At 47.7% G+C, this 21,784-nt stretch carries 18 protein-coding genes and 3 tRNA genes; 15 read left to right on the plus strand and 6 right to left on the minus strand.

Translation table 11 applies throughout. The features are described 5' to 3' along the window. The first annotated feature begins 213 nt into the window (after positions 1 to 213). The 7 genes from V8Q34_RS21175 (at position 214) to V8Q34_RS21205 (ending at position 5,339) form a co-directional block, all read left to right on the plus strand. A tRNA-Gly gene (locus V8Q34_RS21175) sits at positions 214 to 284 on the plus strand. A gap of 5 nt (positions 285 to 289) precedes the next feature. Continuing rightward, a tRNA-Gly gene (locus V8Q34_RS21180) sits at positions 290 to 362 on the plus strand. A 90-nt stretch (positions 363 to 452) separates the two neighbouring features. Beyond that, a complete protein-coding gene (locus V8Q34_RS21185) occupies positions 453 to 1,316 on the plus strand; it encodes a MurR/RpiR family transcriptional regulator (protein ID WP_033141445.1) in 864 nt (287 codons plus the stop codon). Positions 1,317 to 1,597: 281 nt separating this feature from the next. After that, positions 1,598 to 2,521: a hydroxyacid dehydrogenase gene (locus V8Q34_RS21190; RefSeq protein ID WP_335836268.1), complete on the plus strand. Its 924-nt coding sequence runs from the start codon at positions 1,598 to 1,600 to the stop codon at positions 2,519 to 2,521. A 60-nt stretch (positions 2,522 to 2,581) separates the two neighbouring features. Then, positions 2,582 to 3,283 (plus strand): RraA family protein, encoded by a 702-nt coding sequence (locus V8Q34_RS21195; RefSeq protein WP_335836293.1) that lies wholly within the window; start codon positions 2,582 to 2,584, stop codon positions 3,281 to 3,283. A 10-nt stretch (positions 3,284 to 3,293) separates the two neighbouring features. Further along, the gene (locus V8Q34_RS21200) at positions 3,294 to 4,601 is read left to right on the plus strand and encodes a sodium/glutamate symporter (protein ID WP_335836269.1); all 1,308 of its coding nucleotides are present in this window, start codon (positions 3,294 to 3,296) and stop codon (positions 4,599 to 4,601) included. Positions 4,602 to 4,841: 240 nt separating this feature from the next. Then, a complete protein-coding gene (locus V8Q34_RS21205; RefSeq protein WP_033141441.1) occupies positions 4,842 to 5,339 on the plus strand; it encodes a DUF2798 domain-containing protein in 498 nt (165 codons plus the stop codon). 20 nt (positions 5,340 to 5,359) lie between these two features. Here V8Q34_RS21205 and V8Q34_RS21210 read toward each other — a convergent pair whose 3' ends face one another. Together V8Q34_RS21210 and V8Q34_RS21215 are read right to left on the minus strand one after the other, a co-directional pair. Further along, positions 5,360 to 6,046: a site-2 protease family protein gene (locus V8Q34_RS21210; RefSeq protein WP_054351972.1), complete on the minus strand. Its 687-nt coding sequence runs from the start codon at positions 6,044 to 6,046 to the stop codon at positions 5,360 to 5,362. 65 nt (positions 6,047 to 6,111) lie between these two features. Next, positions 6,112 to 7,047, minus strand: coding sequence for an agmatinase (locus tag V8Q34_RS21215; protein ID WP_335836270.1), 936 nt, complete (start codon positions 7,045 to 7,047; stop codon positions 6,112 to 6,114). Positions 7,048 to 7,279: 232 nt separating this feature from the next. On the opposite strand from V8Q34_RS21215, the gene V8Q34_RS21220 reads away from it, so the two are divergent. The 4 genes from V8Q34_RS21220 to glyA all read left to right on the plus strand — a co-directional run bounded on the left by V8Q34_RS21220 (position 7,280) and on the right by glyA (position 10,351). Further along, on the plus strand, positions 7,280 to 7,711 hold the full coding sequence (locus V8Q34_RS21220; protein ID WP_052099459.1) for an Lrp/AsnC family transcriptional regulator: 432 nt from the start codon (positions 7,280 to 7,282) through the stop codon (positions 7,709 to 7,711). A gap of 146 nt (positions 7,712 to 7,857) precedes the next feature. Then, positions 7,858 to 8,751 carry a fumarylacetoacetate hydrolase family protein gene (locus V8Q34_RS21225; protein WP_335836271.1) on the plus strand — a complete coding sequence of 298 codons (894 nt, stop codon included), beginning with the start codon at positions 7,858 to 7,860 and terminating at the stop codon, positions 8,749 to 8,751. Between the two features lie 165 nt (positions 8,752 to 8,916). After that, positions 8,917 to 8,989 (plus strand) — tRNA-Phe (locus V8Q34_RS21230). A 123-nt stretch (positions 8,990 to 9,112) separates the two neighbouring features. Then, a complete protein-coding gene (gene glyA / locus V8Q34_RS21235; RefSeq protein WP_033141436.1) occupies positions 9,113 to 10,351 on the plus strand; it encodes a serine hydroxymethyltransferase in 1,239 nt (412 codons plus the stop codon). Positions 10,352 to 10,409: 58 nt separating this feature from the next. Here glyA and V8Q34_RS21240 read toward each other — a convergent pair whose 3' ends face one another. The 4 genes from V8Q34_RS21240 to V8Q34_RS21255 form a co-directional block, all read right to left on the minus strand. After that, on the minus strand, positions 10,410 to 11,399 hold the full coding sequence (locus V8Q34_RS21240) for a uroporphyrinogen decarboxylase family protein (protein ID WP_033141435.1): 990 nt from the start codon (positions 11,397 to 11,399) through the stop codon (positions 10,410 to 10,412). A gap of 30 nt (positions 11,400 to 11,429) precedes the next feature. Further along, entirely contained in the window at positions 11,430 to 12,851 is a 1,422-nt protein-coding gene (locus V8Q34_RS21245; protein WP_335836272.1) for an MFS transporter, read from the minus strand. Positions 12,852 to 13,249: 398 nt separating this feature from the next. Further along, complete coding sequence (locus tag V8Q34_RS21250; protein WP_335836273.1) at positions 13,250 to 14,626, minus strand: YfcC family protein; 1,377 nt, start codon at positions 14,624 to 14,626, stop codon at positions 13,250 to 13,252. 128 nt (positions 14,627 to 14,754) lie between these two features. Further along, positions 14,755 to 16,458 carry a family 43 glycosylhydrolase gene (locus V8Q34_RS21255; RefSeq protein WP_335836274.1) on the minus strand — a complete coding sequence of 568 codons (1,704 nt, stop codon included), beginning with the start codon at positions 16,456 to 16,458 and terminating at the stop codon, positions 14,755 to 14,757. 163 nt (positions 16,459 to 16,621) lie between these two features. Here V8Q34_RS21255 and V8Q34_RS21260 point away from each other — a divergent pair, with 163 nt between their 5' ends. From V8Q34_RS21260 to V8Q34_RS21275, 4 genes are all read left to right on the plus strand, one after another. Further along, complete coding sequence (locus V8Q34_RS21260) at positions 16,622 to 17,695, plus strand: LacI family DNA-binding transcriptional regulator (protein WP_033141431.1); 1,074 nt, start codon at positions 16,622 to 16,624, stop codon at positions 17,693 to 17,695. A 540-nt stretch (positions 17,696 to 18,235) separates the two neighbouring features. Further along, on the plus strand, positions 18,236 to 20,188 hold the full coding sequence (locus V8Q34_RS21265) for a glycoside hydrolase family 127 protein (protein ID WP_227210989.1): 1,953 nt from the start codon (positions 18,236 to 18,238) through the stop codon (positions 20,186 to 20,188). 34 nt (positions 20,189 to 20,222) lie between these two features. Continuing rightward, positions 20,223 to 20,351 (plus strand): hypothetical protein, encoded by a 129-nt coding sequence (locus tag V8Q34_RS21270; protein WP_255611035.1) that lies wholly within the window; start codon positions 20,223 to 20,225, stop codon positions 20,349 to 20,351. A gap of 24 nt (positions 20,352 to 20,375) precedes the next feature. Further along, positions 20,376 to 21,740, plus strand: a complete 1,365-nt coding sequence (locus V8Q34_RS21275) for an ABC transporter substrate-binding protein (RefSeq protein ID WP_033141429.1) — start codon at positions 20,376 to 20,378, stop codon at positions 21,738 to 21,740. Positions 21,741 to 21,784: the final 44 nt, after the last annotated feature.

Genomic DNA, 21,784 nt, shown 5'->3' on the forward strand with positions numbered 1-21,784 from the left:
CTCTGCACACATAGATATTAACAGCATAACATAGATTGAAAAGAAGTTCAAATATTACCGTTCACCCCGTGCCGGGCAGCACGTTTGGCGGTACACAGATAACCGTTCAAAATTCCCTGAAAAAAATTGTAAAAAATGTCTTGACAATTGGAACAATTTATTATATTATAAATAACGTCCTAAGGACAGACACACAACACAACAGAATAACCTGCGGGTGTAGTTCAGTGGTAGAACACCAGCCTTCCAAGCTGGATATGTGGGTTCGATTCCCATCACCCGCTCTTATGCGCGAGTGGCTCAGTTGGTGGAGCGCGACCTTGCCAAGGTCGAGGCCGCGGGTTCGAGTCCCGTCTCGCGCTCTTTTTTATAGTCCCTGTATCTGCAGGGGCTTTTTTACATGGGAAAGCGGATGGCTATGATGACCGCAGCAAAGAGAAGGAGCATAGCATATGGATACAACGTTGATGAACCGGATTATGGAATATTCTTTGACAAAGGGGCAGGGAAAGATTGCAGATTATATATTGAAAAATCAAAAGAGGGTTCTTGGCATGACGGCAAAAGAGATCGGTAAGGAGATTGGCGTCAGTGATGCTTCTGTCATTCGGTTTGCAAGAACGATAGGGTTTGATGGTTTTTCTGACATGAAAGAGTATATCCAGCATGAGCTTGCAAAGGACAGAGAGAAAATAGGGAAACATTCCTTATATGACCGTTTTACCATGCAGACCCATAAATATATAAAAAGCAAGGATTCCATAAACGAAGTGATTCAGTTAATGGGAATCAATCTGGATACCTCTTTGCGGCAGAACAGCGAAGAACGGTATGAAGATGCGGCAGACAGACTTTTGAAGGCAGACAAGAAGGTGATCATTGGTTTACGCGGCGGTAAAGGGTGCGCGGTCCAGTTTTCAAGATTGTTGGGACATCTTACCGATAAAGTGAGCGCGGTAACAGAGGAGAGCCATGACCAGCTTGCGAAACTCACGGAATTAGATGAGTCAGATGCTGCCATTTTCCTCAATTTTCCCCGTTATTACAAGATAGACGAAAAAATAGGTGAAATTTTGTCGGAGAGAAACGTGTACTGCTGTCTGATCACAGACAGCATGGAGTCTCCGGTTGTGAAATACGCAGACGAGGTGCTGCTGGTGGAAACAGAACACTGCGGTTTTTTTCATTCCATGATAGGGGTGGAGGGTGTTTTGGAATATCTGCTGATTCTCATGTGCTGGAAGGAGCCGCAGACATTCCGCCAGAAACTGATAGAAAGGGATAAAGTCTTAGATGAGTATAGACTGACCCAATAATTATACGGACAGGATAAGGCGCAGAAACCGTGCGCCTTATTTTTATGCAGAGATATAAGGATAGAGATGCCCTGTTACAAAAATGTAGTGAAAATTTTTGAATCATAAGAAAATATAACAAAATAACAAAATTCGTAGTGTAAAGTATATAAAATATCAGGAAAACTCTTGTGTGAAGCATCAATGGAATGTAGTGAATGTTGTAAATATAATAGAAGCATAAAGCAGGTAACGGCCGTTACGATAACATGATCTCAAGGAATAGAACAGGGAGAAAAAATATGGTTGTATACTTAAGTGAATACATTCATCCGGATGCAGAGGCTTTACTCAGGAAAAGAGCAGAGGTAGTGGACTCTTTTGAGCATGCGGAGGATATTGATGCGGTTATCCTGCGGACTGCAGAGGTAAGCAGGGAAATTATGGCGAGAGCAAAGCACTTGAAGGTAATAGGAAAACATGGCGTTGGCTGTAATACGATAGACCTTGAAGCTGCCGGGGAATACGGAATTACCGTGCTCAACACCCCGTCAGCCAACACAAATTCTGTGGCAGAACTGATTGTGGGCTTAATGCTGACGGTCAGCAGAAAAATATCCGTATGTGATGCAAAATGCAGAGAAGAAGGATTTGAAAGGATCGCCCCTCCGGAGATGACAGGTATTGAGCTGACAAATAAGACGGTAGGGTTAGTCGGCATGGGAAATATTGCACGGCGTGTAGGAGAGATACTGAAAAATGGCTTTTCGGCAGTGCTCGCGGGATATGATCCCTATTGTACGGAGGAGCAGGCGAAAGCCTGGGGGATAAAAAAGTACACGGAGCTGAAGAATCTGCTTATGGTTTCGGATATTGTGAATATCAGTGTGCCGCTTACGACATCAACTGAAAATATGATCGCAGAGCCGGAATTTCAGTATTTTAAAAAGAATGCCATTTTAATAAATGCAGCAAGGGGCGGGATCGTCAATGAAGAGGATTTATATAAGGCTCTGAAAGAGAAAAGAATAAAAGCGGCTGCCTGTGACGCGTTTGTCAGTGAGCCGCCTGATGGAAGCAATAAGCTGATGACACTGGAGAATTTCTGCGCAACACCCCACATAGGGGCGAATACAGAGGAGGCCCTCTACCGCATGGGAATGGAGGTTGTGGAGGAGGTACTCAGCGTTCTGGAAGGGAAGGAACCGAAGCATAGAGTAATATAGCAGGCATGGAAAAAAACATAAAAGAAAACCATAAAAGAAAGTGGAAAGGGATTGGAAAATATGAAAACAGGATGCAGGATCGTAAAGGATATAAAGAGACCGGAAAAAACACTGGTAGACCAGTTTGCAGGAGTTGCCGTAGCAAACCTGGATGACTGTATGGGGCGGATATCTGCAGTGCATGAGGATATTGTCCCTGTAAATAAAACAAGACTGCTGGGCACGGCTTTTACCGTAAAGGTTCCGGAAGGGGATAATCTGATGTTTCATGCAGCGATGGATCTGGCAAAGCCGGGGGATGTCATTGTCATTGATGCCGGCGGGGACACAAGAAGATCTGTCTTTGGAGAGTTGATGGTAACTTACTGCAGGATGAAAGGAATCAGGGGGATTGTTGTGGACGGAGCAGTCAGGGATGTGGATGCAATGTCTAAAATGGAGGATTTTGCTGTCTATGCCAGAGGCGTGACACCGGATGGGCCTTATAAAAACGGGCCGGGGGAGATCAATACCACTGTAGTGTGTGGAGGAAGAGTGGTCAATCCCGGAGATATCGTTCTGGGAGATGAGGATGGCGTGATTTTTATCAGGCCTGAGGAAGCCCCGGAATTGTTGGACAAGGTACGAAAAATACAGGAAAATGAGAGAAAAATATTGGATACCATGAAAAAGGAAGGAACTTACATACGTCCCTGGGTCGAGGAAAAATTGCGGGCGCTGGGAGTGGAATACACGGACTATATGGATTACACGAAGTGTTAGGAGGATAATTATGTATACAACAGCAGTCAATGATTTGATGTTACTATTTTTGTTTTTAATGATAGGAGTGGTGCTTCGGCAGATTATAAAGCCTCTGCGCAAGCTGTATCTTCCTTCGGGACTGATCGGGGGTACCGCTGCACTGATCATGGGGCCGCAGGTCTTGAACCTGTTTGCAATGCCCGATACCTGGTCAAGCATGGCGTCACCAATGATCAATATTGTACTGACTACTACATTATTCGGTATCGCAATCAATAAATCAAAAATGAAATCCTATGCAGGTGCGATCAGCAGTAATATGCTGTCGTATTTTTCACAGATGCTGGTTGGTATTCTTGCAGGCGTAGGACTGCAAAAGATTTGGAAAGGGCTGCCTGAAAGCTGGGGTGTTATGACCGTATTTACCTATTGGGGCGGTCATGGTGCGGCTACATCATCCGGCACGCTGTTCGAGGAATTAGGTGTAGAGGGGATGCTGAGTATTGGCCTCATCCTGGCAACCTTAGGTCTGATCGTTGCCATGGTAGCGGGAATGTTCTGGGTTAATGTGGGGGTCCGCAGGGGCTGGGCAAGAGCACTGGATAAAGGGGGAAACAGCAGGGAAAGAAAAAATGACTATGTTTTGCCGGAAGAACAGAAATCCCTGGGAAGAGCCACCATTGCGTCTGATTCCATTAACGGCCTGGCACTCCAGATGTGTTTTGTATTTCTGAGTATGTGGCTTGGAAGCGTTATATTCGGCGGAATTGCAAAAGTGATCCCGGCAGCGCAGAATATTCCCTCTCTGCTGTACGGCATAGTTGGTGCGATTATCGTATGGTTTTTCCTGACAAGAACACATCTGGATAAATACGCGGATAAGGCGGCCGTGGATAATATCGGCGGTGTGGCGCTGGAAATTTGTATCTGCTCTGCAACAGCAACATTAAATTTATCATTCTTTGCAACATATCTTGCGCCGATTCTGATACATATGGTTATCATAATCCTTTTAATGTCACTGTTGTGTATGGTATTTATGCGCCGTTGGTTTGGAAAGGACTGGTTTCCTCTGGCACTGATGTTTTTCGGGGCAGGCTGTGGTTCTACACCCAGCGGCCTGGCGCTGGCCCGCTGTGTTGACCCGGATGTAAAGACGGAAAGCTGGGAGGCATTTGGTGTGGCGCAGGGCTGTTTTGTACCTTGTACTTCTGTGTTCGTAGCAATTTGGCCTGTTATCGCCGTGAATAATCTATGGATTCTGGCAGGGATAGGGGCAGCTGTCACAATCGTTACGATTTTGTTTAATGAGTTATTTGTAAGAAAACAAAGATAAGAGTAACAGGGGAATCTGACGAATGCCGTACAGATGAGAACAGGTCCTGAGGGCGAAGTGCTGAAATTAAAAAAAGTGCTTACACAGGGAAAAAAATTCTGTTACCATAGGATAGCAGAAAAAAATAAATAATGGTATCAGATGAAAATGGTAGTGAGATTATATGACATGATCGCAGCGAAAGTTACGAGTCATATATCTTGCTGCCTTTTTTGATGCCGGAAGAAGGAGGAATTTATTATGCCGAAAACAAAATTTCAGGATGTTATCTTTACACTTCTCATGGTGGTGGTGATGGTCTATGCACTGGTGGTGTACAACATTTCATTGGACAGAGGAGGACTTACCAATGAGGTGTTCGTAATGGCCTTTGGGGAACTGGTGATCATGGGAATCGCGGCGTTTTTGCTGGAAATGTTCCTTGCGGGGCCGCTGGCAAAGAAGCTGGCGTTTTCCATAGCAGATCCGGGGAAAGACAGGCAGATTGTTGTGATCCTTGTGGTGTCAGCCATGACGGTGTGTATTATGTGTCCCCTGATGAGTCTTATCGCTACGCTTCTCTTTAAAGGGGTGGATTCCCAGGTTGTCGCAAAATGGCTTCAGACAACGGTTTTGAACTTTCCCATGGCGTTCTGCTGGCAGATATTTTTTGCGGGGCCGTTTGTGAGATGGATTTTCAGACATTTGTTTAAGGATAAGGAGGCGTGTGCCGGGGAAGCGGCAGCGGGAGCCCGGTAAACCGGACTCCCGCTTTGGCATTATATGAACGGACTTGTCTGTGGTATATGCGGAGTCAGATTCAGCAGCAGTTTCACAAATCCCCAGAGAGTGTTGAAAATATGAGCATTTGCTGTTCCCAGAGGCCGGCTCAGAGCACCGCTTGCCAGCAGAATGACCAGAATCCAGGTGCGGTAAGGGCGGATGCGCTGGTAAAAGACGGAGACTCCGGGCCATAATTCGGCCAGCACGTTGGAACCGTCCAGCGGCGGAATCGGAATCAGGTTAAATACCCCCAGGCCGATGTTCATAACTGCCGAATAATACAGCAGCCGGATAAATACGGTGACGGACACGGAGTCAGCGCTTCCGTATTTTCCAAGAAGGCCATAGAGAAGCAGGGACAGAAAGGCAAGGATAAAATTCATGAAAGGACCGGCCAGGGAAACCATGATGATGCCTGATTTTCGGTTCTTATAATACCGGGTGTTGATCCTCACGGGTTTTGCCCATCCCATTCTGAAAAAAATCAGACACAGAGTGCCGAAAGGATCCAGGTGTTTCAGCGGATTCAGCGTCAGTCTGCCGTCCATTCTGGGAGTCGGATCACCCAGCCGGTCAGAGACCCAGCCGTGGGCAAATTCGTGGCCCATGATCGCTATGAGCACCACAGGGGCAATATACAGAATATCACGGAGCTGTTGAAGATAATAACTGGAACGAAGCATAAGCATTTCCTCCAATCTTATATATAATGTGTTCGTTTTGAACCATTATAATCAATGAAGGAGAATTACGCCAGTGTTTTTTTCGTCATCTGCCCCATGATATGCAGCATGGTCAGTGCAGCCAGACGGCAGCCGGTAGTGGCGGGAGTGTCGTAGGACGGCGCGGTTTCCACCAGATCGAAGCCTATGATGTCCGTTTTTGCGCAGATGCCGCTGAGCAGTTCGCAGGTCTCATCATAGAGCAGCCCCCCGGGAGAAGGCGCGGCTGTGGCGGGCATGAGGGAAATGTCGTAGGCGTCAATATCGAAGGTGATGAAGGTCTTGCCCGCCGGTATCTGAGCCAGCACTTTTTCCACACCAAGACGGTGAAAATCTTTGGCAGTTATGACGGTGTTGGCTGCCCTGGCTTCCTCCCAGTCCTGACGGGAACTGCTGCCCAGACCCCGCATGCCGATCTGGACAATACTGCCGATGTGGGGCATTTCACGCATTCTGCGGATGGGGCTGCCGTTTCCGTATTTCTGGGGGCCACGGGACATGGCAAAATCCAAATGAGCATCAAACTGTACGATGTTGATGGTTTCCCCGATCTCATCAAGTGCTTTTGCCACGGGGATGGAGATGGAGTGGTCACCGCCCATAACGGCCGGGGCGGCACCCCGCTTTATGATCCTGCGCACACTTTCTTCTATAGAAGAGAAACAGTATTCGCGGTCACCGTGGAGCATATCCGCATCCCCGCAGTCCACAACTTTGATGGGGGAGGCCAAAAGACAGGCATCCTCCTCAGGGTCGTAGAAGCCGGTCTCACCTCTGGCATAGGCAGTGGATATGTTTCGGATGGCCCGGGGCGCCAGTCTCTGGCCTCCGTACCAGGCTGCGCCCTGGTCATATGGCACGCCCAGGACCGCTATATCGGCGTCCAGGGTGTCCATGTCGGTACAGATAGGATATTTGGCAAAGGAACAGATTCCTGTAATGGGTAAGTTGATATTTTCCATGATGGATACCTCCTGAAAAACTATTTTTGTAACTGTCTATATTGTAGCAGGCACTGGTCATTAAGAACATGGAGGGAAAAAGGTATATGGGGCATCTGACTTATACATTTAAAGTATTTTCATGGATTTTCTTAAAAATGAAAAGTAGTATACAGGCGGGAAAATAGATGGACAAGGTGTGGGGAAAGACTTATAATGGACAAAGTGAATGGACAGGAGGCGGCAGAGGCGTATGGACAGTACGGATAAAAAGATCCTGAATATCCTTCAGGGAAATGCCAGAATCTCCATGAAGGAGCTGGGTACCCTGGTGGGTCTCACCTCCCCGGCGGTCACTGAACGGGTGCGGCGCCTGGAGGAAGAGGGGATCATTGAAGGATACAGGACCATTATAAAAAGAGGAAGAATCCAGAAAGGAATGGCAGCGTTCATCAACATGGAGATACCGAGCAGCAGCTGGCAGAAACTGGCCAGATATTGTGAAGATTCCCCTTATGTGCTTGAGCTGTACCACACCATCGGCGTTTACGGAGCCACCATGAAGGTCTTTGTCCCGGATACCGGGCAGTTCGAGGGACTCCTGGGAGAATTGGGAAAGTTCGGTAATACCGTGTCATCGGTGATCCTCTCGTCAAAATTCTCTAAGAAGGAATTGCCGGAATAAGGAATAATATTTATGCAAATAACATAAAATTTTATGAGATTTTAGTGGAAAACACCGGAAAACTGTGATACTATTATGTATAACGAAATTTTATGTTGTAACGTGCTGAAATCTTTGACGGGTGTTTTGCATGAGGAGGAAAAAACATGAAATTACTTACATATAAACTGCAGGGTGATGATAAGGAACGGCTGGGATTGATGTGCTCCTTTGCATTCCATCGTTTTATCCCTATTGAAGATCTGGGGATTCATTTCAGGGATATGAATGATCTGATCGAGAATATAACCCCGGAACAGAGGAATATTATGGAACAGGCCTGTGACCAGCCGGACAGAAGGCTTCTGCGTTATGAAGATGTTGTCCAGTGTGCCCCGATTCCCCATCCGAGACAGGATATGATCTGTCTGGGCATGAACTTCAGGGAGCATGCAGTGGAGTCCAGCCGTTTTAAAAAAGAGCAATTCGATCAGGAACGTCCTTACGCAGTGTATTTTTCCAAACGCGTGAATGAGGCAACACCTGACGGAGGTACCATTCCCTCCTATCCCGGGCTGGTGGACAGCCTGGACTACGAAGCGGAGCTGGCAGTTATCATAGGGAAAGAAGCGAAGAATGTAAAGAAGGAAGACGCGTTTGACTATGTATTCGGCTATACGGTGATCAATGATGTGAGTGCCAGAAATGTGCAGACACGCCATAAGCAGTGGTATTTTGGAAAGAGCCTGGATGGATTCACCCCCATGGGACCATTTATCGTCACAGAGGACGATGTTCCGAGACCGCCGAAGCTGGCCATCAAGAGCAGGGTCAATGAGGTACTGCGGCAGAACAGCAGTACGGATATGTTCATTTTTGATATTCCCCATGTGATCGCGGAATTATCTGCGGGCATGACATTAAAGCCCGGCACCATCATTGCCATGGGAACACCGGCAGGGGTGGGAATGGGGATGATTCCCCCAAGATTCCTGAATCCCGGGGATGTTGTGGAGTGCGGAATTGAAGGTATTGGATGTATCAGGAACACAATTGTGTAATTGTGTACAGGGCAGAGCCCGCTGAAGTTCATAGATTTGTGAATAGTAACAATTTACCAGATTAATGTAAAAAAATGAAAAAAACTATTGAAATATGAAAGGGAATATGATAATATTGCAGTGTTGTTTGAGAAAACGGTGTATTGTTATCGTATTCCCATACATGCCCAGATAGCTCAGTTGGTAGAGCAGAGGACTGAAAATCCTCGTGTCGCTGGTTCGATTCCGGCTCTGGGCATTTTTTTACACGGCAAATGTCTTTCGGTGGAAAACAAATATCTTTATAAGAAAGATATTGTCGGTAAAGTATCCGCACAGCGGATTCTAAGGTTAATTATAAGAAAGGTGAGGATTGGAAAACATGTATTCATTGGAAGAAATTCAGGCAACAGATCCGGAAATAGCGAAGTGTATTAATGATGAGGTTGAGCGTCAGAACTCCCACATCGAGCTGATCGCATCAGAAAACTGGGTAAGCAAGGCAGTCATGGCTGCTATGGGAAGCCCGCTGACAAACAAATATGCGGAGGGATATCCGGGAAAACGCTACTACGGCGGCTGCGAATGTGTGGATGAAGTGGAACGTCTCGCTGTAGAACGCGCAAAAGAACTGTTTGATTGTGAATATGTGAATGTACAGCCCCATTCCGGTGCGCAGGCAAATATGGCTGTGTTCTTTGCTATGTTGAAGCCAGGTGATACGGTTATGGGCATGAATCTGGCCCACGGCGGACACCTTTCACACGGAAGCCCGGCTAACTTCTCCGGCGCGTACTTTAACATTGTGCCTTACGGAGTAAATGATGAGGGTGTGATCGATTATGAGGAAGTCCGCAAAATTGCGCTGGAGTCAAAACCAAAGCTGATCGTGGCCGGCGCCAGTGCCTACTGCAGAATCATTGATTTCAAGAAATTCAGGGAGATTGCCGACGAGGCAGGTGCTTACCTGATGGTAGATATTGCCCATATCGCAGGTCTGGTGGCAGCAGGCGTACACCCAAGCCCCATCCCGTATGCGCATGTGACCACCACCACAACCCACAAGACACTGAGAGGCCCAAGGGGCGGTATGATCATGTGCAGCGCTGAGATCGCGAAAAAATTCAATTTCAACAAAGCCGTATTCCCGGGAATCCAGGGCGGTCCGCTGATGCACGTGGTAGCTGCCAAGGCAGTCTGCTTAAAAGAGGCGCTGCAGCCTGAATATAAAGAGTACCAGAAAAACATTGTGAAGAATGCCAAAGCGCTTTGCGACGGCCTTCTGAAACGCGGTATCAACATTGTGTCAGGAACCACAGAGAACCATCTGATGCTGGTGGATCTAAGAGGCACAGGGGTGACAGGCAAAGCCATGGAAAACCTGCTGGATGAAGCAAACATCACCTGCAATAAAAATGCCATTCCCAATGACCCGGAATCACCGTTTGTGACAAGCGGTGTGCGTCTGGGAACAGCAGCAGTGACATCCAGGGGCATGAATGAGGAAGACATGGATAAGATCGCAGAGGCTATTGCCATTATGGTGAAAGAACCGGAGAAGAAAGAGCAGGCCAAGGCTATTGTGAAGGAACTGACAGATAAATATCCGCTGAATGCATAAGAAATACAGCACTGCCGGACCGGGAAATACCCGTGTCCGGCAGTTTTTTTATCTTTTTTTATCCGAAGACTTCCCTGCTGTACTTGTCAATCTCCTGGGTTATCACATCATATACCCCCTCATAGGTACTTGTGGGGAGGCCGATGGATGCGTTGGGGATGAAATAGTATTTTCCGTTTTCATCGCAGGCTCTTTTGACCTCTCTTGCAATGACATTTCTGGACCATCCTTCATAATCCACTTTGGCACTGTCAATCCCGCCCATGAAAGAAATTTTGCCGCCGTACTTTTCAATCAGTTCCGGTATCCGGTTGGTGGTCATGACGCCCTGCCAGATGTCCACGCCCATATCGATCATATAGGGCACAAAGGTAGCTGCATAGGAATCCGAGTGGTGTACGATTAGTTCCACACCATGGGATTTATAGTATCCGTAGATCTTTTTATAGCCCGGCAGATAGAACTCCTCAAACATGGCCGGGGACATAAAGGTGGAGGTCTGGCTGCCCCAGTCATCGTGGTGGAACAGGCCGTCCGGTTTCAGGTGTGTGCAGATCTCCTCTGCAAGCTGCAGTTCAAAATCCGTGAGGTAATCGATCAGTTCATGCATGGCTTCCGGTTCCTCGTACAGATTGATGAGGGTGGTCTGGATTTCCCCCAGATGGTGACACTGTTCAAAAAGGCCCGGGGCTACAAAAGGCATAACAAAAGATTCCCTGCGGTCTGTCTCCTCTGCCTGTTTGATAAAAGGCTCCCACTCCGCGTCAGAGAATTTGACACTGGGTGCATGTACATAATCCCTCCAATGCCGGATATCCTTGATCACCACCTTTTCAGGCGTGTGTACAGGGAAAGCGCCCGGTGTGCCCTTGGGCCAGGAACGTGTGATACCCCAGGCATTCTTTACATTCATCTCCCCGTATTTGGGGTTGGGATTGTGTCCGCCAAGAGGATTCTGAATGAGCCGGAAGGCCTCATACTGATTGACAAAGCGGTCAGGACTGCCGCCTCTGATCGTCTCCATAAGGTTTTGACGTTTGGTTAACATAATATTATTCCTCCTTTTCTTATTCACATACTATTTCCGTTTTTCCAGTTCTGCAGAATATTTTTCTATTTTGTCCCTTGTGAGGCGGAAACCGAAAATCATGATGACAGCACCCAGAGCTACGGCAATGGCGGGAATGATCGTAAAGCCCATGCTGATTCCGCGCTCTAACTGCGGGGACGTGATCCCTTTTTCCACAGTTTCCAGATTGAAGCCTGCGATGGCGAGACAGGCGCTGATCAAAATGCCGCGGCTCACCACGCCAATCTTCAGTGGGATGTTGCTGAGTCCCATGATCAGTCCGGTGGCATTTTTTCCGGTTTTGTATTCGCTGTAAATGGCACAGTCCGCATAGAGAGCGGGACCGCACGCGTTTGTCATGGTGCAGAAGAACTGAGCCAGGCTGACCAGGATGATCACTGCCCAGGGCTGCCGATAGAAGAGAAATCCCAGCACAAGCACAACTGCCATGGCAAGATAGGCGTAGATGACAGTGTTTCTGGCAGAGAACTTTTTGGCTGCTGTTTTGGAAAGATAAGAAGCTGCAACTCCCAGCAGGCTGGAGATAAGGATGAATGTAGCAGTCAGGTCCTTGTTGTGCGCAACATAGGTGAAATAATATACGGCAATGCCGCTGGCGACAAAACTGTAGATATATTTTGCCAGGTCGGCTACAGTCAGCCCTAAGAGGTAGGGATTGGTGGTGAGGCACTTCAGAAGGCTGTTTCCCTTATCCTGGCGGCCGCGGGCTTTCTTCTCCGCAAGTTCACGCCGCATCCTCTCAATTTCCTGGGCACCGGTTTCCTCGTAGCCTTCAAACATTTTAAAATGCGCGAAATATCCGGCTGCCATCAGTGCGGCAAAGGCAAAGGCTGTGGCGCCGTAGGAATTCTTTTCTCCAACAATACCGGCCATGACAGCTACCACTGCCGGGCCTACATAGGAATAAAATACCCGGCCCAGAGACTGCCAGATAGCTCTTGATGAGGACAGAGCCATGCGGTCCTCCGGGGTCTTGGAAGCCATGTTGATCATGGAAATGTTGGCTACGAATGGAATGTTCCATGCAATATGGCTTGTGATCGTGGCTGCGATGATGATCACCACGGCTGCGGTTCCGCTTCCCACGCGTACGAACTGGAATGCGTAAAGAAACGGCACCAGCCATGGGATGACCACCAGCCAGGATCGGTAGCGCCCCCATTTCATAGGCTTAAATGTGTCCAGAATAACTCCGTATATCCAGGACAGTGCAGCATCCACTACACTGGCTATGGTTGTGATCATGGTAACGATCGGGAGTGAAAATTCTGCAATATTTGTCAGGAAATAAGTAAAATAATACGTTTCAATATTGGTCATAAAGGAAAAGCCAAAGTCCCCCACACCAAAAAATCTTTTCAGGGATCTGCTGATTCCGTTTCGCTTCTTCCCTCCATCTGAATCCCCCATATCTTCTCCTTTCTGCTGCCCGGTCTGATGGGCATCTTAACAGGCGGCCATTCTGTCGCTGCAAAATCTGCGGCTGTGTACAGATGCCGGCGGCTGGCAGTACAGTATGGCTTTGTTGTCGCTGTTTTCCGTCTGTGTTGTCTGCAATGATATTTATGACGTCTTTTTAAAATTCACCTCCTGACCGACTTATGCAAATAAATATATTGCAAATGTTATATGTGGATTATATCATCTGTAAAAAATAACGTCAATATAATTTGTGGTTATTTTAATAATTGGGAATGCAAATAGAAGAGAGGAGATGTTTTTTCAGAATTACAGCGGAATGAGGGGGATGAAAAACACCATTCCGGCAGGCAGGATGAAACTGCGTGACAGAATGGTGTATAAGATTTCTAATATCCGATGATAGTGCCGGCAATAAGAAGGATAATGCAGGCACCCCATGCCAGAAGCATAAATGGCATGATAAATTTTATCCATTTGTTAAAAGGAACACGTCCATAGGACAGGAATGCTATCAGTGCGCCCATAGTAGGATAGCAGAGATTGCTCAAGCCGTCTCCAAACTGGAATGCCAGGATGGTAAGCTGTTTGCTGAGTCCGGTTATCTCTGCAACAGGCATAAGTACGGGCATGGTAACCAGTGCCTGGCTGCTTCCTGAAGGGATAAAGAAATTCAGAATGGTCTGTACCACCAGCATTCCGATACTGGTAAGACTTTCAGGCAGTCCCGCCAGCACACCGGACAGACCGTGGATAATGGTATCCAGAATCAGTCCCTGCTGCATGACAACAGAGATGGCCCTTGCCATTCCAATGGCCATCGCCGCGATAAACACGGATTTGGCTCCCTCTAAAAGCTCGTCTGCAATCTTGCCGCTCTTGTAGCCTGCAATGATTCCGCATACGATCCCGCAGATGATATAGACGGCTGACATCTCCGGCATTCCCCATCCCCATTTCAGACAGCCGATAACGATGAGAAGGATAGCAGCCATAAATACCACAACCACCAGTTTTCTGCGTCCGGTAAACGCAGTTTCCTCCTGGTCCCCTGCAAGATCAGAATAGTCCTGTCCGGCCATGAGTCCTTTTGATGGGTCTTTCCGAACCTTTTCAGCATAGCGGATCACGTAGAAGATACTGACCAAACCAAGTACGACCAGAGCCACCATACGGTAGGAAAAACCGGAGAACAGTTTCAGGCCGCCGATGATCTGGGCGTTTCCAACCGTGTAATAGTTTGCCGGGCCGGCGGACCACCCTACAATATCTGCAATGAATACGACGGATATCCCTGTTATGACGTCGTATCCCAGTGCAAGACAGATGGGGATACAGACGGCTGCGAAGGGAATCGTGCCTTCCAGCATTGCGGGAAACCCTCCGATGAAGAGAAAGAAGACCATAATACCGATCAATACCAGTTTACTGTGCTTTTCACCCAGCTTTTTGGATAGTGTCATGACTGCGGCTTTTAAAGCCCCCGTACTGTTTACAAGACCGATTGCGGCGCCGATTGTAAAGATCATGGTGATCAAAGCCGCTCCATCCTGGATTCCCTGGGGAATGGACTGGAATAATCCCATAAAACCTACAGGAGAAGATTCCACATATTGAAAGCTGTCCGCATCCACGACCTGTTTTCCGTCTACCTCCACTCTGTTGTACTGCCCCGCAGGAACCAGCCATGTGCAGATCACCATCAATATCAAAATGGCAAACAGAATGACAAATGCATGCGGAAATTCGTGTTTCTTTTTGTTCATTTGTGTTTCCTCCTTCTTTCTTGATTTGCTTTCGTATGATACAAAAGTATATGAATAACTTGTTGAATTTTTGTTGAAATCAGGAGGGGAATTTTTCACCGCTGAACTCTTTCTTTCCTGTCATACGTTTATTTTATTGTTATCACTGCCCGGACGGTTAAGTCTTCCTCCCTGCGCGTGATTCTCTCAGAGGGCACGGAGAAATTCGGCATTCCGTCCTCATCCCAGAATATTTTGCCCACGGAGGCGTTGCGCCCTGCGTCGTAAAGGGGCTGGTAATCCTCATCAACCAGGTAGCGTTCCTCCTGGCGTCCGTGGTAGATGATCAGGTCTTCCGTATCGTCGTCTGATTTGGTGAAGCTGTTGTGTCCCAGTCCGAACTGGCCGGTGGCCCGACTGCTCTGGAATACGGGGAAGGGAAGTTTTTTCCAGGAGGCAGCATCCAGAAGGTCTGCATTTTCATCTGCATAGAGGAGTCCCACGCAGTACAGGGCGTCTGTGCCGCTGCCGGAGAAGGTCAGGAATATCTTACCTCCGTGTTTGATAATGCCGGGGCCTTCATCTACGGGGAACCCGTGCAGCTCCCAGGCGTATTCCGGATGGGACAGACGGACAGCCGGGGTGCACAGCGTCCAGGGGTTGGAGAGCTGTGCAATGAAAATGTCAGAGATATTGTTTGTTTTCTGCGCCCAAAGAAAATAATGTTTTCCTTTATGTTCAAAATGTGTATGGTCAAGAGAAAAATCCGTGAAAGCAATATCGCCTTTTACCTCAGTGACCACCGGGCCTTTCTGCTCCCAGGTCCCGGTAAGGGGATCGCGGTCTTTACACTCCAGACAGTGGGGGCGGATGCGCCAGGAGGATTCCTCCGATATGGTGGTGGTGTAATAAATATACCATTTTCCGTCAATATAATGGATCTCAGGTGCCCAGATATGAGGGCTTAAGGTGCCTCCGGCTATGGGCCGGCGCTCATAGACCACCTTTTCCTCATAGGCCCCGGAACCGTCTGCCAGCCCGCCCAGGGTGGAAGCCCGGCGCAGGATTATGTAAAGATACTGGCATTTTCCGTCCAGATTGTGCTCCATATCGGTATGGGATGCTGTGAAATAATACATACCGTCCGTGTGCTTGTAAATAAACGGGTCCGCTCTGTGATAAATAAAGGGATTTGGAAAACGTGTCTCCTCCAGGCGGCCGGTCACCTCACAGGTCTGGCAGTCCTTGGTTATCCTATCAGTTTCGGACAGATTCCAGCGGACTTTCCGCTCTTCCTGCATACCGTTTGTATACTCCACAGTGACTCTTTCCGGAAAAGACGGTTTTTCTCCCGGTTTTGCGGTGATATGGACTTCCTCCACCGCGTGCAGGAGCACCGGCTCAGGTTTTCCGTAATTTTTTTGAAGTTCTGAGAGAATTTCCATCGGAATTTCAACGGCGCCGTTTGGGGCCGGCTTCTGTGTGATCGGGTAGAGCTGTTCAAATTCATAATCCCTGCCTGTGCAGACTGCTCCCGTATAATGGATAAAATCTGTTGTGCATACAAGATGCATGCTGGACTCATATACCGCGTCAGACGCCGCGATCAGATAAGTGCCGTTGATTAATTGGTAAATGGATGGGGAATGCAGCCTTTTGGAACCGAAATCCGGGAACCAGATTCCATTGTTTCCGTTTAACTGATACCAGTCAGACCCGTTGTAGCTGTATTCCAGGTGAAGACTGTCAGATTCCGGATTGTTCCAATCCAGGGTATAAGGACGCAGCCAGGCCGTTTTCTGACCTTTTCTGCAGAGAGAATCATCCCAGGGAAGTATATGCATGTTCTTCATAATAACTCCTTTTGGGCAGATGTTTTAACAAAATAAGAGTATTTTCATCTTAACACAAAAGAAAAGGGTTGACAAGCAGGTAAAAACAAGTATTTAATTAATATATAAAACGTTTAAGTAAAGGATGCGGCGGGCAGTCCGCCGATGCGGTACGGGGGTAATTATGGCTACGATCAAAGAAATTGCAAAGGCATGTCATGTCTCGGTGGCTACGGTGTCGAATATTCTGAACGACAAGCCGGGGGCCAGTGAGAATACAAGGGAAATGGTTCTGAAGGTGGCCAGGGAGATGGACTATATGCCCAACTACATGGCTAAAAACCTGAAGACGAAGAATTCCAGGAGCATAGGGGTTATTGCTGAGGATATGACCATTTTCAGCATTCCGGATATCATAGACGGGATAACAGAATACTGTGAGGAAGTGGACTACCAGATACTGCTGACCAACTTAAGGCTCTATAAGAAATATAATGACACTTACTATGGAAGAACGGATTTTTACGGGATTGTGCAGCAGGAAATCAAAAAACTCATGGCAAAGCAGGTGGAGGGAATCATCTATGTGACAGCCCATGAGCGTGTGATACGGTGTATTCCCGAGGACCTTCCCATACCGGCGGTGATGGCATACGGCTATACAAGAAGCGGTAAGGTGCCTTCCGTTGTGGTGGATGACGAGCACGGAGCGCTGGATATTGTCAATCATCTTATTGAGAACGGACATGAGAAGATTGGGGTGATCACAGGTAAAGCGGACAGCCTTCATATGCAGGCGCGTCTGATCGGATACCAGAAAGCCCTGCTGAACCATAAAATCCTGTATGACCCGGAGCTTGTAAAGACAGGAGACTGGACGCGGCCTGCAGGATACATGTATACAGATGAACTGCTGGAAAAAGGGGTGACAGCCATTTTCTGCATGAATGACCTGATGGCAGGCGGCGTATATGACCGTCTGGATGAGCTGGGACTTAAGATTCCACAGGATATTTCCATAACAGGGTATGACAACAGGGAACTTTCCAGTTATTATAAACCGCCTTTGACCACCATTACCCTGCCTCTGCACGATATCGGATACCGTGCCGGGGAAGTGATGATTGGTCTTCTTGAAAAAGAGATTCCGGAACAGAAAACAGAAGCAGTCTACCAGGTGAAATGCCAGCGTCTGCTGCGTAAATCCGTCAGAAATATCAGTCAGGGACAAAAAAGCAGCAATGGTACAAGTTCCTGAAACGATGGTACAAGTAAGGAAAACAGAAAAATTTTACAGCCTCTCGGGGAAATGTGGAGCACATCCCCCGGAGGCTGTTTTTTTGTGGTTTTGTACAAAGAATGAAAGGGGGAACAGCGCAAAAAAGGCTTTATCAAAATAAAGAATTGTACAATGTGCACATACTTAAACGATTTAAAAATAAAAATAGTTGTGTAAATATTTAAAATAAGAGTAAAAACGAGAAAAACAGAGAATAAGTGATTTAGAATAGAAATTAATGGAAATATATCTGAATTAACAAACTTGAAAACATCTGAAAAGTGGTCTATAAAAGAGAAAAACACACAGAGCCGCTGAGTAAAAATAACTAAAACAGCAGGAATGGCTCAGAAAAAATAAAACAGGCGGATATCCGAAACAAAATAAGAGTGATGGAAAAGATGTACGCTTAAACGTTTAATAACAAAAACCTCATCAAAGGACGAGCAGCCAATGATCTGAGGGCGAAATGCTCCGGGCTGACCGGAGCAAGGAAAGAGATATGAAGGGAGAGCAAGTATGAACGGTGAGAAATTACAGTCCCTGCCTCTTGGTGACATAAGGATAGAGGACGCGTTCTGGGGTAAATATATCCGGCTGGTAAAAGATGTGATTCTCCCTTACCAATGGGAAACACTGAATGACAATGTACCGGATGCAGAGCCAAGCCACTGCATCAAAAACTTCAGAATCGCCGCCGGCGAGGAGAAAGGCACCTTTCAGGGAGCTGTTTTCCAGGATACGGATGTGGCAAAGTGGCTGGAAGCCGCCGCGTTCACCCTGGCTTCCGGCGGAAGGGATGAGATGCTGGAAAGTCTGGCTGATGAAACGATTAAGTTGATCGGTAAGGCCCAGTGTCCTGACGGATACCTGAATACCTATTACACCATTCAGGAGCCGGATCGCAGATGGTCAAACCTGAAAGAAGGGCATGAGCTATACACAGCGGGACATATGATAGAAGCTGCTGTTGCCTATTATGAAGCCACAGGCAAGGACGCGTTTCTGAAGATCGTATCCAGGTTTGCGGATGTTATCTGTGAAAAGTTCGGTCCGGATGAGGGACAGTGCCACGGCTATCCGGGACATCCGGAGGTGGAACTGGCGCTGGTGAAGCTCTACCGGGCAACAGGAGAGAAAAGATATCTGGAGGTATCCAAATATTTTGTAGAGCAGAGAGGTGTGGGGGAGAATTACTTCTTCCAGGAGGAAAAAGGTGAGAAATACCGGCAGATCTTCCCGGAATTCAAGGATTACAGCCCGGCATACTCACAATCCCACCTTCCGGTCAGGGAACAGAAGACCGCCGAGGGACACGCAGTGCGTGCCGTATATCTGTACTGTGCCATGGCAGACCTGGCATACGAGTACCGGGATGAATCCCTGCTGGATGCCTGCAGAACCCTGTGGGACAATATGGTGAAGAAGAGAATGTTCATCACAGGAGGCATAGGTTCTTCCGGGCTTCTGGAACGTTTTACCACGGATTATGACCTGCCGAATGACTGTAACTACTCAGAATCCTGTGCATCCATCGGCCTGGCGCTGTTCGGCAGAAGGATGGCCGAGATCACAGGGGAAGCAAAATATATGGATGTGGCGGAGACAGCACTCTATAACACGGTCCTGGCGGGAATCGCCATGGACGGCAGGAGCTTCTTCTATGTAAACCCTCTGGAGGTATGGCCGGACAATTGCCTGGAGAGAACTTCAAAGGAACATGTAAAGCCTGTGCGGCAGAAATGGTTCGGCGTGGCATGCTGCCCGCCAAACATAGCCAGAACGCTGGCATCCCTGGGGCAATACCTGTACGGAAAGGGAAAGGATTCGCTGTACATAAACTTATACGTCTCCAACGAGGCGCAGACTGTCATAAACGGTGTAAAATGCAGCGTAAAGATTGACAGCGGATATCTGGATGACGGCACAGTGAACATAAGTCTTCACCCGGAGCACAAGACAACAGGAACCCTGGCACTTAGGATTCCCGGCTGGGTGAAAACCTACTGTGTATTCCGAAACGGTGAAAAGATCAGAGAGCCAAAGACAGAGAAGGGCTACCTGCTCATAAGCGGTGAGCTGGAGCAGGAAGAGATCACCCTGAAATTTGACATAAAACCAAGATTTGTCCACGCAAACCCAAAAGTACGGGCAGACAGCGGCAAGGCAGCACTTATGAGAGGGCCCCTTGTGTATTGTCTGGAGGAGACGGACAACGGCAGCAACCTGGCATCTGTTTTTGTGGATACGGGACAGGAACTGTCAGAGCATTATGAACCGGAGCTTCTGGGCGGAACCACTGTGATCTGCCTGAAGGGTAAGAAAATAACAGAGTCCTGCTGGGATGACGATACCTTATACCGGGAATGTAAGACAGAACTTGAAGATATTGAATTAAAAGCAGTTCCCTATTGCCACTGGGGCAACCGTACAACCGGCGAGATGCTGGTTTGGATCAAAGAACTGCTGTAACATTTGTATCATACAGAGGGAGAAATCCTCTGATTTGATAAAGGAACGTAACGATTCAGCGACAGCGCTTCACAGCCAGGTGAAAATCACATCACGAAAGACGATCTTACATGGACTTTTGCCCGGAGCTGTGGAGACACTGAAAGTTACAAAGCATCTATAATATTAAGAAACGGAGGCAACAACAATGAAGAAGAAGGTTTTAGCAGCATTACTCAGCGCAGCCATGATCGGCACTATGTTAGCAGGATGCGGATCCAAAGGCGGAGACGACGCAAAAGAGAGCAGCACCAAAGAGACAGGTAAAAGAGAGATGGAAGTGGAAGGTGATGATGTCACCACACTTACTGTCTGGACATTCATTGAGAACCACCAGGATTTCTATACAAATATGGCAGAGAAATGGAATGAGGAAAATCCGGACAAGAAAGTAAAACTGGTTCTTTCCAATATGGCATATGATGATATGCACAACAAATTATCTCTGGCTCTGGAATCCGGCGAGGGTGCTCCCGACGTAGTTGATATTGAGTTAGGTAAATTCCCGGCATTCATGACAGGCGAAGTCGGACTGAAAGACTTATCTGATGTGATCGCACCTTACAAAGAGAACGTGGTTGAGTCCAGACTTGACTTATACTCCAAGGACGGAAAATATTACGGACTGCCCACTCATGTAGGAACAACCGTTGCTTTCTACAACACAGAGGCTCTTGACGCAGCAGGCGTTGATTACACCACGATCAAGACCTGGGATGACTTCAAAGCAGCAGGTGAGAAATACAAAGAAGCTACAGGAAAAACCTTCGCGGCAGCTGAGACAACAGCACAGTGGACTCTGAACCTGATGCTGGCTCAGAAGGGCGGAGACTACATGACAGAGGACGGCAAGCTGGATGTAAACAATGACAAAATGGTAGAGTGCTTACAGTATATGAAAGACATGCAGGCAGCAGGCGCCCTGGATACCATCGCAGGCGGACAGCCGGACAATGAGGAAGCATATCCGTTATTCAACTCCGGTGATGTGGCAGCAGCTATCATGCCGTTCTGGCAGACAAGCCGTTACACAAGCTACATGACAGACCTGAAAGGCAAAGTAGCAATCGCAGCTCCTCCGGTATGGGGGGACAACGACGCGGTTAAGACCATCGGCGGCGGCGGAACAGGTACCGCAGTTGTGGCAGGCAGTGAGAACGCAGACCTGGCAGCAGAAGTATTTGCTTATATCAAACTTTCCGAGACAGCCAACGAGGAAGTATGGAATGTATTGGGATTTGACCCGGTCAACACAGCTCTCTGGACAGACACAGCCATTACAGAGAACCCGGACAATGCATTTATCCAGTATTTCAATACAAAACCATTTGACACACTGAACGAACTGGCTGACGGCATCGGCCTTCTGAAATGCTATACAGACGAGAAAATGCCGTCTGTAAACAACACCTTCTGTACCGTTACACTGAACGATATTTTTGAATCTGACGCAGATGTGAAGACAGCTCTTGACGATGCACAGGATTCCTTAGAGAACGAATTTGCTGAATAAAAATTCATAAGTTATCGCTGCGGCCTGACCGTCGGGTCAGGCTG

This window comes from Blautia sp. JLR.GB0024 (genome assembly GCF_037000545.1).
Lineage (GTDB): Bacteria > Bacillota > Clostridia > Lachnospirales > Lachnospiraceae > Blautia > Blautia celeris.

Coding starts and splice junctions, on each gene's coding strand:
- V8Q34_RS21185 (WP_033141445.1), top strand. CDS start 453: ATGGATACAACGTTGATGAACCGGATTATGGAATATTCTTTGACAAAG.
- V8Q34_RS21190 (WP_335836268.1), top strand. CDS start 1,598: ATGGTTGTATACTTAAGTGAATACATTCATCCGGATGCAGAGGCTTTA.
- V8Q34_RS21195 (WP_335836293.1), top strand. CDS start 2,582: ATGAAAACAGGATGCAGGATCGTAAAGGATATAAAGAGACCGGAAAAA.
- V8Q34_RS21200 (WP_335836269.1), top strand. CDS start 3,294: ATGTATACAACAGCAGTCAATGATTTGATGTTACTATTTTTGTTTTTA.
- V8Q34_RS21205 (WP_033141441.1), top strand. CDS start 4,842: ATGCCGAAAACAAAATTTCAGGATGTTATCTTTACACTTCTCATGGTG.
- V8Q34_RS21210 (WP_054351972.1), bottom strand. CDS start 6,046: ATGCTTCGTTCCAGTTATTATCTTCAACAGCTCCGTGATATTCTGTAT.
- V8Q34_RS21215 (WP_335836270.1), bottom strand. CDS start 7,047: ATGGAAAATATCAACTTACCCATTACAGGAATCTGTTCCTTTGCCAAA.
- V8Q34_RS21220 (WP_052099459.1), top strand. CDS start 7,280: ATGGACAGTACGGATAAAAAGATCCTGAATATCCTTCAGGGAAATGCC.
- V8Q34_RS21225 (WP_335836271.1), top strand. CDS start 7,858: ATGAAATTACTTACATATAAACTGCAGGGTGATGATAAGGAACGGCTG.
- glyA (WP_033141436.1), top strand. CDS start 9,113: ATGTATTCATTGGAAGAAATTCAGGCAACAGATCCGGAAATAGCGAAG.
- V8Q34_RS21240 (WP_033141435.1), bottom strand. CDS start 11,399: ATGTTAACCAAACGTCAAAACCTTATGGAGACGATCAGAGGCGGCAGT.
- V8Q34_RS21245 (WP_335836272.1), bottom strand. CDS start 12,851: ATGGGGGATTCAGATGGAGGGAAGAAGCGAAACGGAATCAGCAGATCC.
- V8Q34_RS21250 (WP_335836273.1), bottom strand. CDS start 14,626: ATGAACAAAAAGAAACACGAATTTCCGCATGCATTTGTCATTCTGTTT.
- V8Q34_RS21255 (WP_335836274.1), bottom strand. CDS start 16,458: ATGAAGAACATGCATATACTTCCCTGGGATGATTCTCTCTGCAGAAAA.
- V8Q34_RS21260 (WP_033141431.1), top strand. CDS start 16,622: ATGGCTACGATCAAAGAAATTGCAAAGGCATGTCATGTCTCGGTGGCT.
- V8Q34_RS21265 (WP_227210989.1), top strand. CDS start 18,236: ATGAACGGTGAGAAATTACAGTCCCTGCCTCTTGGTGACATAAGGATA.
- V8Q34_RS21275 (WP_033141429.1), top strand. CDS start 20,376: ATGAAGAAGAAGGTTTTAGCAGCATTACTCAGCGCAGCCATGATCGGC.